The organism is Flavobacterium sp. C3NV, from assembly GCF_046825355.2.
Classification (GTDB): Bacteria; Bacteroidota; Bacteroidia; order Flavobacteriales; family Flavobacteriaceae; genus Flavobacterium.
In genome coordinates this window covers 23,992-43,021 of record NZ_JBKQBJ020000004.1, presented here as the reverse complement: position 1 = coordinate 43,021, position 19,030 = coordinate 23,992, and the positions used below count along the sequence as shown (strand labels likewise).

Genomic DNA, 19,030 nt, shown 5'->3' with positions numbered 1-19,030 from the left:
ATCGATTTTGGATTAAATATGAACTTTAATTAAAGTAAAAGTCAATTCAAAACAGATACAATTAGGAAATCTAAAGGTGAATTAATTGCTTAAAAAATAAAAAAAATATAATATTCAAAATGATTAAACAGAATTACAATTTATTGCTTGCAGATGATGATGAAGATGATTGCGATTTTTTTAAAGAAGCACTGGATGAATTAACGCTTCCGGTATCTCTCGTAACTGTTAATGATGGCGTGCAGCTTATGGATTTTTTAGCAGATCATAGTGGAGAAAATTTACCGGACCTGCTTTTTCTGGATCTTAATATGCCCCGCAAAAATGGCTCTGAATGTCTGAAAGAAATAAAAGAAAGCGAAGCGCTCAAAAACCTTCCTGTCATTATTTTTTCTACTTCGCTGGACAATGAGATTGTCGAGCTGATGTATGCAAAAGGGGCTACTTATTACATTCGTAAACCAGGCGAATTTTCTAAATTAAAAAAAGTGATCGAAAATGCTCTGAATGCAGTATCCGAAAATAATTTTAAGCAACCTATAAGAGAGCAATTTATACTCCAACCCTAATTCGTTTCCAGAATGAGCTCTACAGATCATAAACATTATTTTCTATCCGATGGCGGCGAAATGGGCAAATTGATACGCTCAAAAGACTGGAGTAAAACATCATTGGGCGATCCTGACAACTGGCCTCAAAGTCTCAAAACCATTGTTGCCCTAATGCTCAACAACCCCTTTGGAATGTTGGTCGTTTGGGGTGACGATTATACGCAAATATACAACGATACTTACAGTCAGATTCTGGGCTCTAAACATCCTAAAGCCTTAGGAATTAGTTCTCAAACTACATTTTCAGAAGTTTGGGAAATCCTTGCGCCTATGTTTCATGATGTTATGAAAGGAAGTTCGGTGAGTTTTCCGGATTTTAAATTGACATTGGACAGAAATGGATATGATGAAGATTGTTATTTCGATTTCTCGTACAGCCCTATAAAAAAAGAAGATGGTTTAATAGGCGGTCTTTTGGTCACCGTTATCGAAAGCACCGAAAAAGTGCGGGCAACAGCAGCGCTAAAAGAAAGTAATCTCAGATTTAGAAATAACATCATGCAGGCTCCTGTGGCCATGTGCGTGATGAGAGGACCAGATCATGTTGTAGAAATTGCCAACGATCAGATGATTCAGTTATGGGGAGTCAAAGCCGGCGAAATTATAAACAAACCTGTTTTTGATGCTTTACCGGAAACAAGAAATCAATATCTTGAAGATGTACTGAATAATGTGTACAAAAGCGGCAGAAAGTTTATTGCCAACGAACAACTTGTAAAACTGCCTCGTAACGGAAAAATAGAAGATACGTATTTGAATTTTGTTTACGAAGCGCTGAGAGAAGCTGATGGCACTATTTCCGGAGTGGTAGGAATTGCAATAGAAGTGACTTCGCAGGTTCTTTCGCGTTCGAAAGTGGTCGAAAGCGAGCAAAAAGTAAGAGAGTTGGTCGAAAATGCACCTTTCCCGATTGCATTGTATGCCGGAAAGGACATGATTGTTGAACTAGCCAATGATTCTATTATAAAAATATGGGGAAAAGGTAATGACGTTATCGGAAAATCATTCAAAGATGTGCTTCCGGAACTCGATAACCAATTGGTTTTTGAACAAATTACTGAAGTCTTAAACAGCGGAAAATCTTTTCACACCCAAAATACCCCTCTTGATCTTACTGTCGACGGAAAATTACATACCTATTATTTCAATTACAGCCTAACGCCAATATACGATGTAAACGGTAATGTATATGGCGTAATGAATACAGGAGTCGATTTGACTGATCTGAATTTAGCCAAGAAAAAAATAGAGGAAAGCGAACAGAATTTGCGCAGTATGGTTTCGCAATCGCCTATTGGTATTTGCGTACTGGATGCAGAAACTTTAATAACAGAAATCGTAAATGATAGTTTTATTGAAGTTGCAGGAAAAAAATACGAGGAAATTGCAGGAAAACATTATTGGGATGCTTTTGCCGAGGTAAGATCTGCTTACGAAATTCCGCTGCAAAAAGTAATCGACGAAGGAAATCCGTTTTATGCTAATGAGGTTGAAATGAAGCTCATAAGACACGGCAAAGAAGAAAAAATTTATGTGACTTTTGTTTATGCTCCGTTAAAAAATATTGATAATAAAGTTACCAAAATTGCTATTTGGGTACTGGACAATACACCGCAGGTAAATGCCCGTCAAAAAATTGAAGAGGCAGATAAACGTTTTAGAAACACGGTCAAACAAGCTCCTGTTGGAATTACTATTTTACGTGGACCTAACCATGTAGCAGAAATGGCCAATGAAGCTTATTTAAAATTGGTAGGAAAAGAAGAAAGCAGCTTTGTGGGCAAACCTTTGTTTGATTCTTTGCCTGAAGTAAAAGGAACTGTTGGCGATCTTTTAGATACTGTTTATACAACCGGGATTCCTTATCACGGAAATGAATTACCTGTACCAATTAACCGATTTGGAGATCCCGAAATTTTCTATTTTGATTTTCTTTACCATCCTTTAAAAGAAGAAAATGGAGAAATTTCAGGCATCATCGTTACCGCAACAGAAGTTACTGAAAAAGTTGAATCCAGAAAGAAAACAGAACTCAATGAAGAAAGGCTTAACATTATAGTTGAAGCCAGTGAATTGGGAACCTGGGAATTATATGTAAAAACAAAAAATCTTCAGTACTCAAACCGATACCTGGAAATTGTTACCGGTCATAAAAATACCGAACATTTAACTCATGCCCAGCTTCTTAGCCATGTGCATGCTGATGATTTGCACATACGTGAAAAAGCCTTTAAAGAAGCTATTGCTTTAGGCAACATTTATTATGAAGCCAGGGTAATATGGGATGATCAATCGATTCATTGGGTCGAAGCCAAAGGAAAAGTATTTTATGATTCAGAAAATAATCCTGAAAGATTGTTAGGAACCATAAGAGATATTACCGACGAAAAAAATCACCAGCAGGAACTTGAAGCAAGCGAAAAAAGATTCCGAAAACTGGTTATGGAATCTCCTGTTCCTAAAGCGATCTTAAAAGGCAAAGACATGGTGATCGAAATGGTCAATGGCGCCTTATTGAAAAATATCTGGAAAAAAAATGAAAGCGATGTTCAGGGTAAAAATATATTAGAGGTTTTCCCCGAACTCAAAAAACAAAAATACGCCAGACTTTTAAATGAAGTCTACAGTACCGGAAACGTACATTCAGAATCTGAATCTTTATTTTATATAAATACTGATAGTATTGAACATAAAATGTATATCGATTTTGAATTTGCACCTCAACGTGAGTTAGACGATACTATTTCAGGAATAAAAATCACCATGATTGATGTAACTGAAAAAGTAGAAGCAAGAAAAAAAATAGAAGAAAGCGAAAAAAGATTCCGTTCTCTGACCGAAAGTATTCCTCAGCTTATTTGGGAAACAGACGATAAAGGCAATGCATTGTTTACCTCAGGCAAATGGTTCGAATATACTGGAGTAGTTCCTAACGGCGAAGCAGCTTGGAAAGCCATGATTCATCCTGACGATTTTGATGAAAACTCCAGAATATGGAACAAAAGCCTGACAACCGGGACAATATACAAAGCCGATGTGAGGGTTTTAAGAAAAGACGGAACCTATAGATGGCATTCTGTTATTGGCGAACCCGTTTTGAATAAAGACAATAAAATCATTAAATGGGTAGGCGCTTTTACCGATATCCAAACAGAAAAAGCTTTTACACAGGAATTAGAGAAGCAGGTTACGGCACGTACCAAAGAACTGGAGCAAAAAAATGTCGAGCTGGAGCAAATGAACAAAGAGCTTCAGTCGTTTGCTTATATTTCGAGTCACGATTTGCAGGAACCTTTGCGAAAAATTCAAACTTTTGCAACTCAGATTATCGAGAAAGAATCTGATAATTTATCCGATTCCGGAAAAGATAAATTTCAGCGTATGCAAAATGCTGCACAGCGAATGCAAACGCTTATCAATGATCTGCTCTCCTACTCGAGAACGAATATTCAGGAAAGAAAATTCGAAAAAGTGAATCTTTCTAAAATTATCGATGAGGTAAAAGAAGACCTGAAGGAAGAGCTGGAGCAAAAAGGAGCCGTAATAGAAATTGATAATACCTGCGAAGCAAGTATTATTCCGTTTCAGTTCAGACAATTATTGTATAATCTGGCCAGTAATTCCATAAAATTTGCCAATCCGGAAATCCCTACAGTAATAAAAATAAACTGTGAATTTACCAAAGGCGAAAATTTAGATCATGAATCTTTAGTTAAAGAAACTACTTACTGCCACATTAGTTTATCGGATAACGGTATTGGTTTTGAACCTCAATACAGCAAAAAGATTTTCGAAGTTTTTCAGCGTTTACACGGAAAACTCGAATACACCGGAACAGGAATTGGACTTGCAATCGTGAAAAAAATTGTAGAAAACCATAACGGAATTATCACCGCCAAAGGCGAAAAAAATAAAGGAGCTACTTTTGATATTTATATCCCTGTAATTTAAGTTTAAGCTTAAATCTAAAACAATAAAAAACGGAAACAACTTTTAGAAAGTCGTTTCCGTTTTCGTTTTTTAATCCTCCCAAGGAATTAAAAAAATTTACTTTGATAGATTATCTTGTATAAACAGTAATAATACCAGTTGCTTTATCTTTCAATTTCAGCTCTTTGTTTGTAAGGTTCATGATATCGCTAGTTGAGCTTAAAGCACCAACAGTAAGCGTTAAATCATTATGAGATCTTACGTAAGTTCCTGTAGTTTCTACTAAGGCACAATCAGAACCATTGTAATCACCAATAACAGCTGCATTGCTTAATCTTAGATCTAAATAATCTTTTTTGCATCCCGCTTGATTTTGCGGAGCATCAATTAAGACCTCTTTACCGTCAATAATTGTTCCTGTTTGGCTTAGGTTGTAAACACCCTGAATTGGTACGATTGTTTCCCCGTCATTGTCATCGCTGCTACAAGATGCTGCAAATAAACCCATGCTCAATAATAATCCGAATAATATTCTTTTAGTTTTCATGTTTGATTTCTTTAAAATTATTTTATGCTAAATTAGTTTTAAAGTCCTCCAACAATGTTCTATAATTTTCGGTTTGATTTACATAATTTCATTTCAGTTTAAAGAATTTATTTACGGAATCATAATTTTCAGCATTATTTACATGGCTTATTACTTACGTATTTACCAATCATATAACTTGTTATGGGTCTTAAGTATTGACTACGCCTCTCAGGATGAGGCCCAATTTGATTAAAGCATTCTAATGAATCTCCTGATCTGGCATAAAACACTATAGCCTTTTCGTTTTTAAAGAATGGTGTTGTATCACACACTTTAATCCTTTTAAGATTAACAAGATTTGGATCTAACAGTTCAATGTTGTTATCTGCCGCTTTCAAATCGCAATCTACAATTTCATAGTTATTACCAGTCCATTGCATGCAGCCTTTATTTGGAAATGCAAAAAAGATTACCGGAAACCCTATAAATAAAACCAATCCCAGTCCTATTATAGTATTCCTAATTCTTTTGTTCAATTTGCCCGGAGTTTTTTCCTGAATAGAGACAAATGCATTGATTGCTTGTGGGCTTGATTTTATTTCTTCAGTAGTACTTTCTGTTACTTCTTCACTTTCTTTTACCTCAACATGTTTCTTTTCTTCTATTATCCCCTTTTCTATTCCTTTTTCTCTTTCCTTTTCATCAAGAAAAACTTCCAGATCTCCTGAACCCTCATTTTGTCCCTTTTGTTGATTTACTAAAGCTACTCCATCATCACCTTTAATTTCATCAGGAAATAAATTGTGAATTCTAAATTTATTAAAAGGCCGCGCTTCAAAACCTACCAATATTGCAGCCATATTTACTGCCTCAACATTTGCAGGATCAGTTTCTCCTTTAAAGAAAGTCTCAATAGGTCTGAATTTATCTTTTTGGTCATCAAACTTGTTCTTTTTAGTAACATCAAAAGATAATCCTAATAAGGAACTAAAAACATTTAAATCATCCTGATTTCTGTTTTGCTGCAGAAATAACTCCCAGCATAAATTACGAAGTCTTCCTCTAGTTGGATTATCTAAATAAACAAAGTATTCGCTGTTTCTAACCTCTTCATATTTATTTTTTACAGCAATTTTATAATCATCAAAAGTATTGTTTGGCATGGGTTTTCTGGAATTTTAAGGATTTCTCATTTGGATTTTTAAGGAATTTTGCGGAATTATCGGGACTTCAAATAATACTTCGGAATTCCCGGAATTCCCTCTCAATTCAGGCTCAAAGCCGTTGTTACTTTGCCTCAGAATTAGTTCTTGTTCGATATCGAATTAAAACAAAAATACAAAACTAGTTCAATTAAAAGTACGGAAAACCGTAAGACGAAATTTATCCGGGAAGTATAAATCAATCTTACTGTCTACGCACTTCACTTCCCAACACAAAATGATGTTGCATTAAAAGTTCCGGAAAAGTTCCGAACAGCAATACTCATGCTTAATCCTTAAATATAAAAAAAATGAAAAAGCTAATATTATTGGGAGCGTGCGCTCTATTGACAACTATGATTTCTTGTACCGCTGATGATTTCGAAGATACTAAAGCGAATATAAAACCCGAAGTACCAGCATACGCTGACGGACCTGGAGATGCTCCAATAAAGGTTCCACCACCACCACAATAGTGGTAATTTTAAGTAGTTAATTTCAAATTAATTACTATTTTCGGGGAAAGTAACTTTTATGCTACGATCCCCGTTTTTTTGTTTTCTTTTTTTTCTGCTTTTTCTTTCCTGTAAAGAAGAAAACATTAAACCTGTGGATACATCTTTTATTAAAAAAGAAGCACTAGATTTTAGAAAAAAAGGAATAGAGAACTTTGAAAATAAAAATTTCAATAGTGCATTCTACAACTTCAATAAATCAAAAATAATTTTTGAGACCATAAAAGATAGTGCCAATATTGTCTTTAATCTGATTCAAATGGCTTCTATCCAGCAAATAAATGGAGATTATTATGGAAGTAAAGAAACACTTACAGAAGCACTGCCTTTTCTGAAAAAGAAAGACATATATAGTGCTGCCATTAATAATTTCTTCGGAATTGCTGATAAAGAACTTTCTCTTTACCATGATGCCATCTATTATTACAGGGAAGCTATTGCAGATTGTACTGATGAGGTTTCAAAACAATCTCCTTTAAATAATATGGCCGTAATTCATATTCAACAAAAAAATTACAACAAGGCAATCAAAATTTTAGAATCTTTACTCGATAAAAAAGTAATTGATGAAAAAGCAAGAATACTAGACAATTTGGGTTATGCTTATTTTAAAGACGGATTAACCGAAAAAGGACTTTCATTAATGAACGAAGGTTATCAACTAAGAAAACAAATTACTGATTTCTACGGAAGTATCGAAAGCAATTTACATCTTGCTGAATTTTATTTAAAAACAGATTCTAAAAAATCGAATCAATATGCACAAGCGGCATATGAAATCGCAACAAGATTCAATAGTGTCGATGAACGTTTGAAAGCTTTATCGTTTTTAATTTCGAATGATTCCGGAAATAAAAATGTACAATATGCTCAAAAGTATGTTACTATAAATGATAGTATTATAAAGGTTCGTAATAACTTTAAAAATAAGTTTGCCAAAATTAAATACGATTCTAAAAAAGAAAAAGACGAGAACCAAAAACTTCGTTTAGAGAAAGCAGAAAATCTATTGTCGATTCAGGAACAAAAATATCAAAAAGTAGTGGCCGGTATTGGGGTTATCTTTTTGATTATTGTAATTTTTATTCTAATACGATATTATAAAAACAGAGGCCGAATCGAGAAAATAAAAACAGCTTATGATACTGAAACCCGCATTGCCAAAGATATTCATGATGAGTTGGCAAATGACGTTTTTCATGCAATGACTTTTACTCAAACGCAACCTTTGACCAGCGAGAATACAAAAGAAACATTGGTTCACAAACTAGACAATATTTATTCTCGTGTTCGCAGAATTTCGCAAGAAAACAGTACAATCGATGTGACATCAAATTATGCTGCCAACTTAAAAGAAATGCTTTCGACTTATAATAGCGAGACTACAAACGTTATTATTAATAATATAGAAAAAGTAAATTGGGAATTAGTCGATAATATAAAAAAGGTCACGATTCATAGAATTCTGCAAGAATTAATGGTGAATATGAAAAAACACAGTCATGCATCATTGGTGGTTGTAAAGTTCGAAAGCAACGGAAAAATGCTTTTTATTGATTATACAGATAATGGAAAAGGCTGCGAAAAAGATAAAATTATAAAAAATGGTTTGCAAAATATGGAAAACCGTATTCTGGCCATAAAAGGAACTATTACTTTTGACTCTGAACCGGATAAAGGTTTTAAAGTAAAAATAACTCTGCCTAAATAAAAGCCATATGTTTAAAAAAGTAATAATTGCCGAAGATCTTGACGGTATTAATTTAGCAATCGAACAAACCTTAAAAGATTTAGAAATTGTAAATTTTCAAAACTCAAAATATTGTGATGACGCTTTTCTAAAAATACGAAAAGCCATTCTGGACAATGAACCTTATGACTTATTAATTAGTGATCTTTCATTCAAAAAGGATCATCGCGACGTACAGATTACTTGTGGTGATGAACTTGTTGAAAAGGTTCGGGAATTACAGCCTGATATTAAAATTATCGCCTATTCGGTAGAAGATAAAAGCCATCGCATTAAATCTCTTTTTGATAATGCTGATATTGATGGCTTTGTATTAAAAGGCCGAAATAGTATTGAAGATTTAAAAAAAGCAATTCACATTACTTCAACTTCAAATCAAAAGTTTATTTCTTATGAAGTTGCTTCTGCGCTTCAGGAAAAAAGCAATTTTGAAATCGATGATTTAGATATTCAAATCTTAAAACACCTATCATCTGGAACTGCGCAAGACGAAATCATACAAATCTTTAAAGACTTGGGCATCAAACCCAACAGCAAAAGTGCAATGGAAAAAAGACTTTCTAAACTAAAAGACTTTTTTAAAGCAAATAATACCGTTCATCTGGTTTCTATTGCAAAAGATATGGGGATTGTTTAAAATATCGTTATAAATTATTAATTCTATAAAGCTCCTTCTGGGGCTTTTTTTATGGCTTAAAATTAAAAAAAATACGGATTATGGATTTCCGTAAAATACTGGTTTTAATTGGATTTACATTTGGATAATTACAAATTAAAATATTAACCAGTATGATAAACGATTTAAAAAAGTTCTTAAACGAAGAACAAGATCCAAAAGCGGTCGAAAAACTTTTAACTAAAGTTAACGGATTACTTACTTCTGGAGAGCAGGTAGAATACATTGCCGTACAAAAAAAACCAGTTGTAAATCTTTCACCAGATTGTATAGCTCTAACTAATAAAAGAATAATCTTTTGTAGACCAAGAAATCTAGGATTATCAATGGATTTTCAGGATTATGCATGGAAAGACATACTAGATTGTCACATGAAAGAGGGAATTATTGGGGCAACCTTTTCTATGAAAACAGTCAAAGGAAATATGAATATGCTCGATTACCTACCAAAAGCTCAAGCCAGAAAACTATATCAATTTGCGCAACAAAAAGAAGAAGAAATGGTTGCATATAGACGTGAGCATGATCTGGAAAATAAAAGAGCAATTGCCGGTGGAGGAATTACTGTAAATGCGAATTTACCTATTCCTCAAAATGTAGCAGAGCAAAAAGAAGATCCACTGGAAACACTTCAAAAATTAAAAAAATTATTAGATAGTGAGATTATATCACAAATGGAATTTGACACAAAAAAAACAGCAATTTTATCTAAAATGTAAATTATGAAAAGTAAACTAACCGCAGCAATTTTAACTTTCTTTCTTGGAGGAATTGGTATTCATAAATTTTATTTAGGACAATCTGTACAAGGAATTCTTTATCTCCTCTTTTGTTGGACATTCATTCCTGCAATATTGGCATTTTTTCAGTTTTTTGGACTATTGCTAATGTCTGATCATTCTTTTAACGTAAAATATAACAATGGTTTTTTAAATGACTAAAAATGGGAAAATACATAAAAAGGAAAGATGCCATTAGCGTATCACTCACAGACTTTATAGATTTTGTAAACAAATCAGGGGGTTCTAAAATGACAAAGGTTAAGCAAGTTAAAAATAGACCTCCTTACAATCCTGCTACCGATTTTTATAAAGCCTTACGTGAGGAAATTATTGACACTCACAAAAATAATGATGATAAAAAAAGGTTGGACAACTTATTGCAAAAACTAACTGATTCAAAGAAAATAGCTAATTATCCTTCATCAATAGACGGATATAAAAAATTTTGGGGAAAGAAAAAAACACAATGGTTTGATCCTCCTTTTTATCATTGGCTAACTGGAGATCTTGATATTAAAATTAATCCTGAATTAGGACTAGCATTTGATAACAAATATTATGTTATCAAATTATTTTTAAAGGCTGACAAAATTTCTAAAGATAAATTATCACAAATTTTATCACTTATGGAAAGCCAATTACGAAAGGAAGCTGGAGATCAAGTTATCTTTGCTGTTTTAGATGTAAAAAATTCGAAACTGTACGAAAATACAAAAGATGATTTCACTTATTTACCTTTATTAGAAGGTGAAGCAAAAAGTTTTGAATCAATTTGGAAAGCTATATAAATTTCTAATAAAATCAAGTATTACTACGCATTTTAAAAAAGGTATTTCTACTTAGATTTAGAACTTAAAAATTACTTGGTTTTTAATCACAGATTTCAAAAACACTTTTTTTATATATAATTTTTTTTATCCAAAAAGCCTATGCAAAAAAACTACCTCGTCTTATTTTTATTACTTGTAACACTTTCATGTAAAAAAGCTTCAGCTCCTCCTCCACCGGAAATTAATTCGTTTTTAAAACAAGTAATTACGCCAGATGATCGAAAAACAATTACTGCCGAAGAAGCAAAAACGTATCATGTAAACGACACCTACCAATACAAATACAGAACCGGAAATCCCGGAAAATACGAATACAATTATGATGTAAAAGGAATCAACATTGATGGCGATTCGGTTTTTGGGAATATCAATGTCGAAGGAAAATATGGCGCAGGAATTTTACTTGGCGATACTATTCCTGATATTGAAATTAAAACTGAATGGGTTTCATACGGAAAACTAAATGCCACCGATTTAAATGGAAATAAATACCAATTAATTGTCAAATAAAACACTGATGAAATATTCTTTACTCTTACTATTTATTTTTTTAACTTCTTTTACACCTCCTCAAACCACTGTATATATTTGTGGCCCAACTGGTGCTAAAAAATACCATTATAGCCAAACCTGTCGTGGTTTATCATCTTGCAATCACGAAACTGTAAAAACATCACTAAAACAGGCACAAGGTTTAGGCCTTACACTTTGTGGATGGGAAGATTAAACATCTTCCCATTTTTATTATTTAATCATTTGATAATAATCACTTTACGTTAAATTCACATTAGTTTTATTAATTTGATTAAAACTAAACGTTATGAAATTCTTCAACCTAAATTTTCTGGTTTCATTCAAAGAATGGCTGTTTTTAAGAGCTATGCAATCGTCTTTCCTTCATTAATAAATTACAATAAAATAAAGGAAATACTTATTTGAATGAATAAAATAGAGAACTCATTTTTGAACAAAGACCAATTTGGAGATGATTTCTTGTGGGGTGTTTCAACCGCCGCTTTCCAAATTGAGGGAGCACACGATGCCGACGGAAAAGGTTCTTCGATCTGGGATGTTTTTACGTCTCAAAAAGGGAAAATAAAAAACGGACATCATGCTTTAACCGCTTGTGACTTTTATAATTCGTACCAAAACGATATTGACTTAATCCGGGAATTAAATATTCCGAATTTTAGGTTTTCTATCAGTTGGCCCCGAATTATGCCTACAGGAGTTCATCCTGTAAATCAAGCCGGTATCGAATACTACAATAAAATCATCGATGCTTTATTAGACGCCGGAATAGAACCCTGGATTACACTTTATCATTGGGATCTGCCACATGCCTTAGAAACAAAAGGCGGCTGGACGAATCGCGAATCAGTTTCCTGGTTTTCAGAGTACGTCGAAGTTTGTGCTCAATATTTTGGAGATCGCGTAAAAAACTGGATGGTGATCAACGAACCTTCTGTGTTTACCGGCGCAGGATATTTTTTGGGTATTCACGCTCCGGGCAAAAAAGGGATCACCAATTATCTTAAAGCCATGCATCACGTAACACTCGCTACTGCTGCCGGCGCGAAAATATTGAGAAACAGAATTCCCGAAGCGAATATTGGTACAACTTTCTCCTGCACGCATATCGAAGCCGCAACAGAAAGCCCTAAAGATATTGAAGCCGCAAAACGTGTAGACACTTTACTGAACAGAACTTTTATAGAACCTATTTTAGGATTGGGTTATCCGCAGAGTGATTTGCCGGTATTAAAGAAACTCAATAACTATATTTTAGACGATGATCTCGACAATTTATCTTTCGATTTTGATTTTATAGGCCTGCAATGTTACACCCGTGAAGTTGTAAAATCATCTATGTTGATTCCGTACATAGGCGCTGAACTAATAAGTGCCGAAAAGAGAAACGTAATTTCAACCGAAATGGGTTGGGAAGTTTATCCTCCTGCCCTATATCACGTCCTGAAAAAATTCAACGAATATAAAGGCATTAAAAAAATTATCATTACCGAAAATGGTGCTGCTTTCCCTGACACTTTAAGCAACGGAAAAGTCTACGATATCAAACGCACCCATTATATTCAGGATCATTTAGAGCAAATTCTTAAAGCCAGAAAAGATGGCCTAAATGTCGAAGGTTATTTTGTCTGGAGTCTTACCGATAACTTCGAATGGGCTGAAGGCTATAATGCCCGATTCGGCTTAATTCATGTCGATTTCGACACGCAGCAACGAACCATTAAACATTCTGGATTGTGGTTTAAAGATTTTTTATCTTAAACCTGATACCTCAAAATATAAAAAGCCTTTCGCGATTAAGTCGTGAAAGGCTTTTTACATTTGAAATACAATCATTTATCGTTGAACTCTAAAAGGATATTGTTGTTTTAAGATTCCAATAGTAATCTTGCCATTATTTTTTAAATGAGCTGTTGCAAGAATATATCTATCCTCGGGATAATTTATATCAAAACTAAAGATCGTATCTTTTACTTTCACCTGAAGCAAATGTTTCCCTACATCTGATACCGGCAGTTCTGCTGTTTCATAACTGGGCATTGCAGTTGTCGCTTTTAAGTTAATGTCCTGAACTTTCTTTTTATCCAGAAGCACTTCGAGTTTTAAGTTATCCAATTTCATATCTGTTGGCTGCTCAAATGAGACAACATATTTTTTACAACCAAAAGTGCATAAAACAATGAATAGTAGTAGAAGCTTTTTCATAAAGATATTTTTAAAAGGATAGTGAATAGAAATTAAAACCTAATGCAATATTTTTATAAATATAATCCATTGGGTATAATGTATGAAAATTTAATTAAACACATAGAAACATAGATTGTAGGATTCTTAAAAAAGTAAATCAAAAAGAAACACGTTTCTCTCACATAGCTATATGTGTTTATGCGATTGAAACGACTTTTTTGAGTTCAATAATTCTATGTTTCTATGTGTTAAAAATATTTATAAACAAAGAGTAAATATAGATAATTTTATTACAATCCAACCGCTGAAAAAAAGGCCGTTTTTTTTGCTTTAAAATGAGTAATTAGAACCAGAAAAAATCTAAAAATTAATTGCAAAAAAAACACAAAAAACGGCTATTTCCCTTGTATTTATTAGGTTTAACGGTTATTTTTTCTTATCTTTATAGTATAAATAACAGTACAATATATGCCAAAAAACAAACTATTTAAGCGCCCGGATTACTCCTCAAAAAATTGTCCTTTTTACAACTTCAGACATTTTATTTTTCAAAATGCTTTCCAATTTCATTTCGAAATTTTTCAAATGAATCTTTTCTCTGCGCAACATAGAAACACGCAGATTACACCAGAGCAATCGCTCCAATTTCAACCATAATTATTTTTCCCGGATATATTTCTGAGCTATTGTTTTAGAAAATATATTCCTGACATTACAGAAAAGATTTCCTTTTTCAGGATTCTCTTTCGACTCTTCATGTTCATTTTTCACTAAACTAAATGTAATTCTATGATTTATTTCTCGTTTTGCAACAGTCAGATTTGTTCTGATATTAATTTCAATGTATTGATTTCTTCAATGCAATATTTTCATCTTTTTTAATAATCAAATCCAACCTTTTTAGGACTTTTTGCATCTATATAATAAAAGGTCAGATTGGTTTTTCATTCAACTAACGCGTTCTAACGAGCCTAAATTTACTATGCATTGTATTTTGTTTTTAGGAATTCCTGGGAATCTCAGGAAAACGTGGGAATTCTGGGAATCCCTTGTCAACAAAGGCCTAAAAGCGCCTTTCCTTTGCCATAGAAATTAGTTCAGGTTTTGTCTGCAGACTAAAACAAAAATAAAAACTATTTCGAACTAACAGTGTAAAAACCGTAAGACCGAGTTTATCTAGGAAGTATAAATAACGTCTTACTGTTCTACACGATTTACTTCCTAAAAAATCAATTTGGTATTGCTCCAAACAAGCTCTGGATAAAATCCGGACAGCAATACCTATGTCTAATTTCTAAATTAAATCAAAATGAAAAAATTTATACTATTTATCGCTTTTGCATTATTGTTCACTATATTTTCTTGTACTCCTGATGAATACGAGAGCCAACCCAAAAAGGATACAGAAAAAGCTGTTAATCCTGTAAAAGCAACTTATGCTGACGGTCCTGGTGATGGTAATGGTGGTATACCACCACCTCCACTTTAATATTAAATATATATTTTTAGTATCTAATTAATTACTATTTTCGGGGAAAGTAAATTTATATGTTACGGTCCCCGTTTTTTTATTTTATTATACTTCTCTTTCTTTTTTCGTGTGAAGAAAAAAAGACCGTTAATATCAATACAGAATCCTTACAAAAAGAGGCCCGTAGCTTACGAAATAAAGCAATTGAAAATCAGGAAAAACAAAACTTCAATACTGCTTTTCATGAGTTTAATAAATCAAAACAACTTTATGAAACTTTAAAAGATAGTGCCAATATTGGTTATATACTTATTCAAATTGCAGTAATTCAACAGGTCAATGGTGATTATTACGGCAGTAAAGAAATCGTAACCGAAGCACTACCTTATGTTAAGAAAAAGAGTATTTATACAGCTGCTATAAATAATATGTTAGGTATTGCTGACAAAGAACTTTCTCTTTATGATGATGCGATTCTTTATTATGAAGCAGCAGCAAATGATTTTAAAGATCCTATAGATAAAATAAACCCTTTAAATAATATTGCGACTGTTTATATTCAACAAAAAAAATATGGTAACGCAATCACTATTTTAGAATCTCTTTTGAGTAAAAAATTTTCAAAGAATCCTCCTCCACCAACGAAGAAATCACTAATTCTAGATAATTTAGGCTATGCTTATTTTAAGAATGGAATGGATGAAAGAGGATTCCGTTTAATGAATGAAGCGCTCCAGACAAGAAATGAATTTGAGGATACATACAGAAGCATTGAAAGTTATCTGCATCTCGCCGATTATTATGCTAAAAAAGACATTCAAAGATCAAATAAAAATGCTCTTGCGGCTTATAATACAGCCACAAAACTAAATAGTGTTGACGAAAGATTAGAAGCATTGCAAATTTTAATTTCAAATGATCACAGTGCTCAAAACAATCAATATGTACAGAGGTATTTTACTTTAAATGACAGTATCATTAAGGTTAGAAATAATTTTAAAAATAAATTTGCAAAAATAAAATACGATGCAAAAAAAGAAAAAGATGAAAACGCAAAACTTCGCTTAGAAAAAGCAGAAAACTTATTATCGCTTCAAAAAGCCACTTATCTGCGAATTGTATTTGCCATTGTCTTTGTTTTTCTAGTTATTTTGATCTTCATTTTAATACGCTATTACAAAAATAAAAACAAAGCAATAGAATTTAAGACTTCCTATAACACAGAAACCCGAATTGCCAAAAAAATTCATGACGAATTGGCCAACGATGTGTTTCATGTGATTGCTTTTGCCGAATCTCAGCCCTTATCTATAGAAAGTACCAAAGAGAATCTACTACAAAAATTAGATGACATTTACGGGCGCGTGAGAGGAATTTCAAGAGAAAACAATAAAATTGAGACTGGTACCGATTTTATAAAAAGCTTAAAAGATATGCTTTCGACCTATAATACCAGCGAAAGAAATATCATGGTTACTAATTTAGAAAGTATACACTGGGAAAGTATCGATGAAATAAAAAAGATTACCATTAGCAGAGTTTTACAGGAACTAATGGTGAATATGAAGAAACACAGCGAGGCAAATCTCGTGGTTATAAAATTTGAAAGTGATCCAAAATCAATTGTGATAAATTATACTGATAATGGTAAAGGCTGCGAAAAAACCCTGATGATAAAAAATGGTCTCCAAAACATGGAAACCCGTATTCAGGCCGTTAAAGGAACTATCGATTTTGATACCGAACCTGGCAAAGGCTTTAGAGCAAAAATAGTAATGCCTAAATAGTCAAATTAAATTTAGGCATTATAATTACAAAAAAGCCTTTCAAAATTTTACTCTTGAAAGGCTTTTATTTTTACAATACTATTTTAGTTTGGCATTTGATGAAACAATTCTACCATTATTTTTAATCCGTCCGCAGAATACATCCAATCCATCATTTCTGCAGTTTCTTTTCCTTCATCTGCAAATCTTTCGAACATTTGCTTCTCATAATCCGCTATTGCTGATTTTACATCCGTAAATTTTCCGTTAGTTAGATTTTCGCTTAAATATAACGCATCGAGCATGGCTGAATTTACCCCTTCTCCATTAGGAGGTAATAAATGTGCTGCATCACCAAGCAACGTTATATTAGGATTCGTTTCCCAATATTGATCCAGTGGCATACCGTATAAAGGCCTTACAACAAATTCGGTTTCATCATAATCAAACAATTCCAACCACATAGTATCCCAATTCGCAAATTCCTTTTTAAACCATTCTAAAACCTGCTTATTATTCTTAAAATCAATTCCGATTTCTGTAGCCCAGTTTGCAGTTGCTTTCCATCCAATGTAAAAATCCAGGCTACCATCGCCTTTCGCACTTAAAAATAAAGTTTTAGAATCGGCCATGGCAGAAATCTTTCCGCCCTTTGTCAGTTCATGCAATTTTGGAGCATGCTTTTCCGAATCAGGGATATTGCACACCAAATAAGTAACACCTGAATAAAAAGGCTTAACTGGCGTAACAAACGGGCGAATTTTTGAATTGGCTCCATCTGCTCCAATTACAAGATCTGCAGTTACAGTGTTTCCATTTTTAAAAACAATTTCCCAACCATTTTCTTTTTCTTCAAGCGAAACAATATGGCTGTCCCAAACAATTGTATCGGGTTGCAGCGCATCTATTAAGATATCTCTTAAAGGTCCGCGGTCAATTTCGGGTCTAAAAAATTCATCACCAAAATCACCTGTAGATACTTTATCGTGATCATCATGAAGAACATTTCCCTTTTCATCAACAACACGATACCGATCATTGTCCGGTCTGTAATGAGTTTTAAAAGCATCCATCAAACCCGCTGCTTCAATGGCTTTTAATCCTGATTCATAATGCAAATCAAGCGTTGCGCCTTGTAATCTTACATTTCGATTTTCATCTCTTTCATACACTTTTACATTTGCGCCTTTTAGCTGTAAAAGTCTTGCAAGAGTTAATCCACCCGGACCGCCTCCTACGATAGCTATTTTTTTATTTTGTAGTAACATCACTTTAATATTTGTTTTATTACTGCAAAATTATTCTTCAGGCTGTGTATTAAATAGTAAAAATCGGTCGTTTTTGTCTTTGAATAATTCTTTCGGAACCACTCCGGAAAGTCTTTTGACTTCTTTTATAAAATGATTCTGATCCGTAAAATTCAGTTCGGGAAAAAGTCTTCCTTCTTTAATATGTTCCAATGATTCTTTGAATCGTACAATATTGCAGTACGCTTTTAAGGAAATTCCAAAATGATCATTAAAATAGCGATTGATCTGGCGGCTGTTCCAAAAAACCTTTTCAGACAATTCTTTTACAGACATTGCGCCATTCGAAGCATAAATCAATTCAAATAGCTTTTGCTTTCTGGAGTCAATATTGGGCTTAATCAGCGAAATCATTTTTGCTGAAACTTTCTCGCAAAAACACTCAAAATCGTTGAGGTCCTTTTTTGTAATTCCCCAAAAATCAGTTGGCAAAGGATCAACTGTGTTTACTATAGAAGCCGCTTTTACATCCAACAAATATTCGATTGCAAGAAGTTTGAAACTAATAGCAAATAACAGCGTTTTTGGCGGAATTGAACCTTTTGCAGGCTCCGTTTCCAAACCTATTCTTGTTATCTGAAAGGATTCTTCCGGCGAATAAAAAAACGCGATATCGAATCTTCCATTCGGTAAAACAACAATATCATGTGGTGAATCTGAAGTATTTTCAATCATCCAAAAATTTTCTACAAAATCAGAAAGCCTTGGTTCAGGTTTTATTATTCTACGTTTTATAGCGCTATTTATTGTCAAATCTCTCTTTTATTTAAACTCAATTCCTTTATATAAAAATAACCATTTTTATCAATATTATTTTCCAATCGACCCGTTCTAATTTCTCTTCTAATTTCTCACGGCGATTCAGGACACATTCAAAACCAATATATAATTTATATAATGATTGCATTACGAATTAGAATCCTTTTTTCGTAACATTTTTGTC

The 19,030-nt window shown here is 33.2% G+C and carries 18 protein-coding genes; 13 read left to right on the top strand and 5 right to left on the bottom strand.

Going from position 1 to position 19,030, the window contains the following annotated elements:
• Positions 1–119 precede the first annotated feature (119 nt).
• Both ACIDC4_RS07205 and ACIDC4_RS07200 read left to right on the top strand, forming a co-directional pair.
• The gene (locus ACIDC4_RS07205) at positions 120–569 is read left to right on the top strand and encodes a response regulator (protein ID WP_412044511.1); all 450 of its coding nucleotides are present in this window, start codon (positions 120–122) and stop codon (positions 567–569) included.
• 12 nt (positions 570–581) lie between these two features.
• On the top strand, positions 582–4,562 hold the full coding sequence (locus ACIDC4_RS07200) for a PAS domain-containing sensor histidine kinase (RefSeq protein WP_412044512.1): 3,981 nt from the start codon (positions 582–584) through the stop codon (positions 4,560–4,562).
• Between the two features lie 109 nt (positions 4,563–4,671).
• Here ACIDC4_RS07200 and ACIDC4_RS07195 read toward each other — a convergent pair whose 3' ends face one another.
• The gene (locus ACIDC4_RS07195; RefSeq protein ID WP_230040437.1) at positions 4,672–5,088 is read right to left on the bottom strand and encodes a lipocalin family protein; all 417 of its coding nucleotides are present in this window, start codon (positions 5,086–5,088) and stop codon (positions 4,672–4,674) included.
• Positions 5,089–5,222: 134 nt separating this feature from the next.
• Positions 5,223–6,233 carry a hypothetical protein gene (locus ACIDC4_RS07190; RefSeq protein ID WP_412044513.1) on the bottom strand — a complete coding sequence of 337 codons (1,011 nt, stop codon included), beginning with the start codon at positions 6,231–6,233 and terminating at the stop codon, positions 5,223–5,225.
• 350 nt (positions 6,234–6,583) lie between these two features.
• Here ACIDC4_RS07190 and ACIDC4_RS07185 point away from each other — a divergent pair, with 350 nt between their 5' ends.
• From ACIDC4_RS07185 to ACIDC4_RS07145, 9 genes are all read left to right on the top strand, one after another.
• A complete protein-coding gene (locus ACIDC4_RS07185; protein WP_412044514.1) occupies positions 6,584–6,748 on the top strand; it encodes a hypothetical protein in 165 nt (54 codons plus the stop codon).
• Between the two features lie 58 nt (positions 6,749–6,806).
• Positions 6,807–8,498, top strand: a complete 1,692-nt coding sequence (locus tag ACIDC4_RS07180; RefSeq protein ID WP_412044515.1) for a tetratricopeptide repeat-containing sensor histidine kinase — start codon at positions 6,807–6,809, stop codon at positions 8,496–8,498.
• A 7-nt stretch (positions 8,499–8,505) separates the two neighbouring features.
• A complete protein-coding gene (locus ACIDC4_RS07175; protein ID WP_412044516.1) occupies positions 8,506–9,174 on the top strand; it encodes a response regulator in 669 nt (222 codons plus the stop codon).
• A gap of 152 nt (positions 9,175–9,326) precedes the next feature.
• Complete coding sequence (locus ACIDC4_RS07170; RefSeq protein WP_412044517.1) at positions 9,327–9,932, top strand: PH domain-containing protein; 606 nt, start codon at positions 9,327–9,329, stop codon at positions 9,930–9,932.
• 3 nt (positions 9,933–9,935) lie between these two features.
• Entirely contained in the window at positions 9,936–10,154 is a 219-nt protein-coding gene (locus tag ACIDC4_RS07165; RefSeq protein WP_072963849.1) for a TM2 domain-containing protein, read from the top strand.
• A gap of 2 nt (positions 10,155–10,156) precedes the next feature.
• Complete coding sequence (locus tag ACIDC4_RS07160) at positions 10,157–10,783, top strand: hypothetical protein (RefSeq protein ID WP_412044518.1); 627 nt, start codon at positions 10,157–10,159, stop codon at positions 10,781–10,783.
• Between the two features lie 141 nt (positions 10,784–10,924).
• Positions 10,925–11,335, top strand: coding sequence for a hypothetical protein (locus ACIDC4_RS07155; RefSeq protein WP_412044519.1), 411 nt, complete (start codon positions 10,925–10,927; stop codon positions 11,333–11,335).
• 7 nt (positions 11,336–11,342) lie between these two features.
• Positions 11,343–11,552: a hypothetical protein gene (locus tag ACIDC4_RS07150; protein ID WP_078006134.1), complete on the top strand. Its 210-nt coding sequence runs from the start codon at positions 11,343–11,345 to the stop codon at positions 11,550–11,552.
• A 212-nt stretch (positions 11,553–11,764) separates the two neighbouring features.
• Positions 11,765–13,117, top strand: coding sequence for a GH1 family beta-glucosidase (locus ACIDC4_RS07145; RefSeq protein ID WP_412044520.1), 1,353 nt, complete (start codon positions 11,765–11,767; stop codon positions 13,115–13,117).
• Between the two features lie 75 nt (positions 13,118–13,192).
• Here ACIDC4_RS07145 and ACIDC4_RS07140 read toward each other — a convergent pair whose 3' ends face one another.
• Positions 13,193–13,561: a hypothetical protein gene (locus tag ACIDC4_RS07140; RefSeq protein ID WP_412044521.1), complete on the bottom strand. Its 369-nt coding sequence runs from the start codon at positions 13,559–13,561 to the stop codon at positions 13,193–13,195.
• 1,291 nt (positions 13,562–14,852) lie between these two features.
• Here ACIDC4_RS07140 and ACIDC4_RS07135 point away from each other — a divergent pair.
• The gene (locus ACIDC4_RS07135) at positions 14,853–15,032 is read left to right on the top strand and encodes a hypothetical protein (protein WP_412044522.1); all 180 of its coding nucleotides are present in this window, start codon (positions 14,853–14,855) and stop codon (positions 15,030–15,032) included.
• 59 nt (positions 15,033–15,091) lie between these two features.
• Positions 15,092–16,801, top strand: coding sequence for a tetratricopeptide repeat-containing sensor histidine kinase (locus ACIDC4_RS07130; protein WP_412044523.1), 1,710 nt, complete (start codon positions 15,092–15,094; stop codon positions 16,799–16,801).
• Between the two features lie 83 nt (positions 16,802–16,884).
• Here the strand turns inward: ACIDC4_RS07130 and ACIDC4_RS07125 are convergent, their stop codons facing one another.
• Positions 16,885–18,048, bottom strand: coding sequence for an FAD-dependent oxidoreductase (locus tag ACIDC4_RS07125; protein WP_412044524.1), 1,164 nt, complete (start codon positions 18,046–18,048; stop codon positions 16,885–16,887).
• 30 nt (positions 18,049–18,078) lie between these two features.
• Entirely contained in the window at positions 18,079–18,840 is a 762-nt protein-coding gene (locus ACIDC4_RS07120; RefSeq protein WP_412044525.1) for a DUF6597 domain-containing transcriptional factor, read from the bottom strand.
• Positions 18,841–19,030 lie beyond the last annotated feature (190 nt).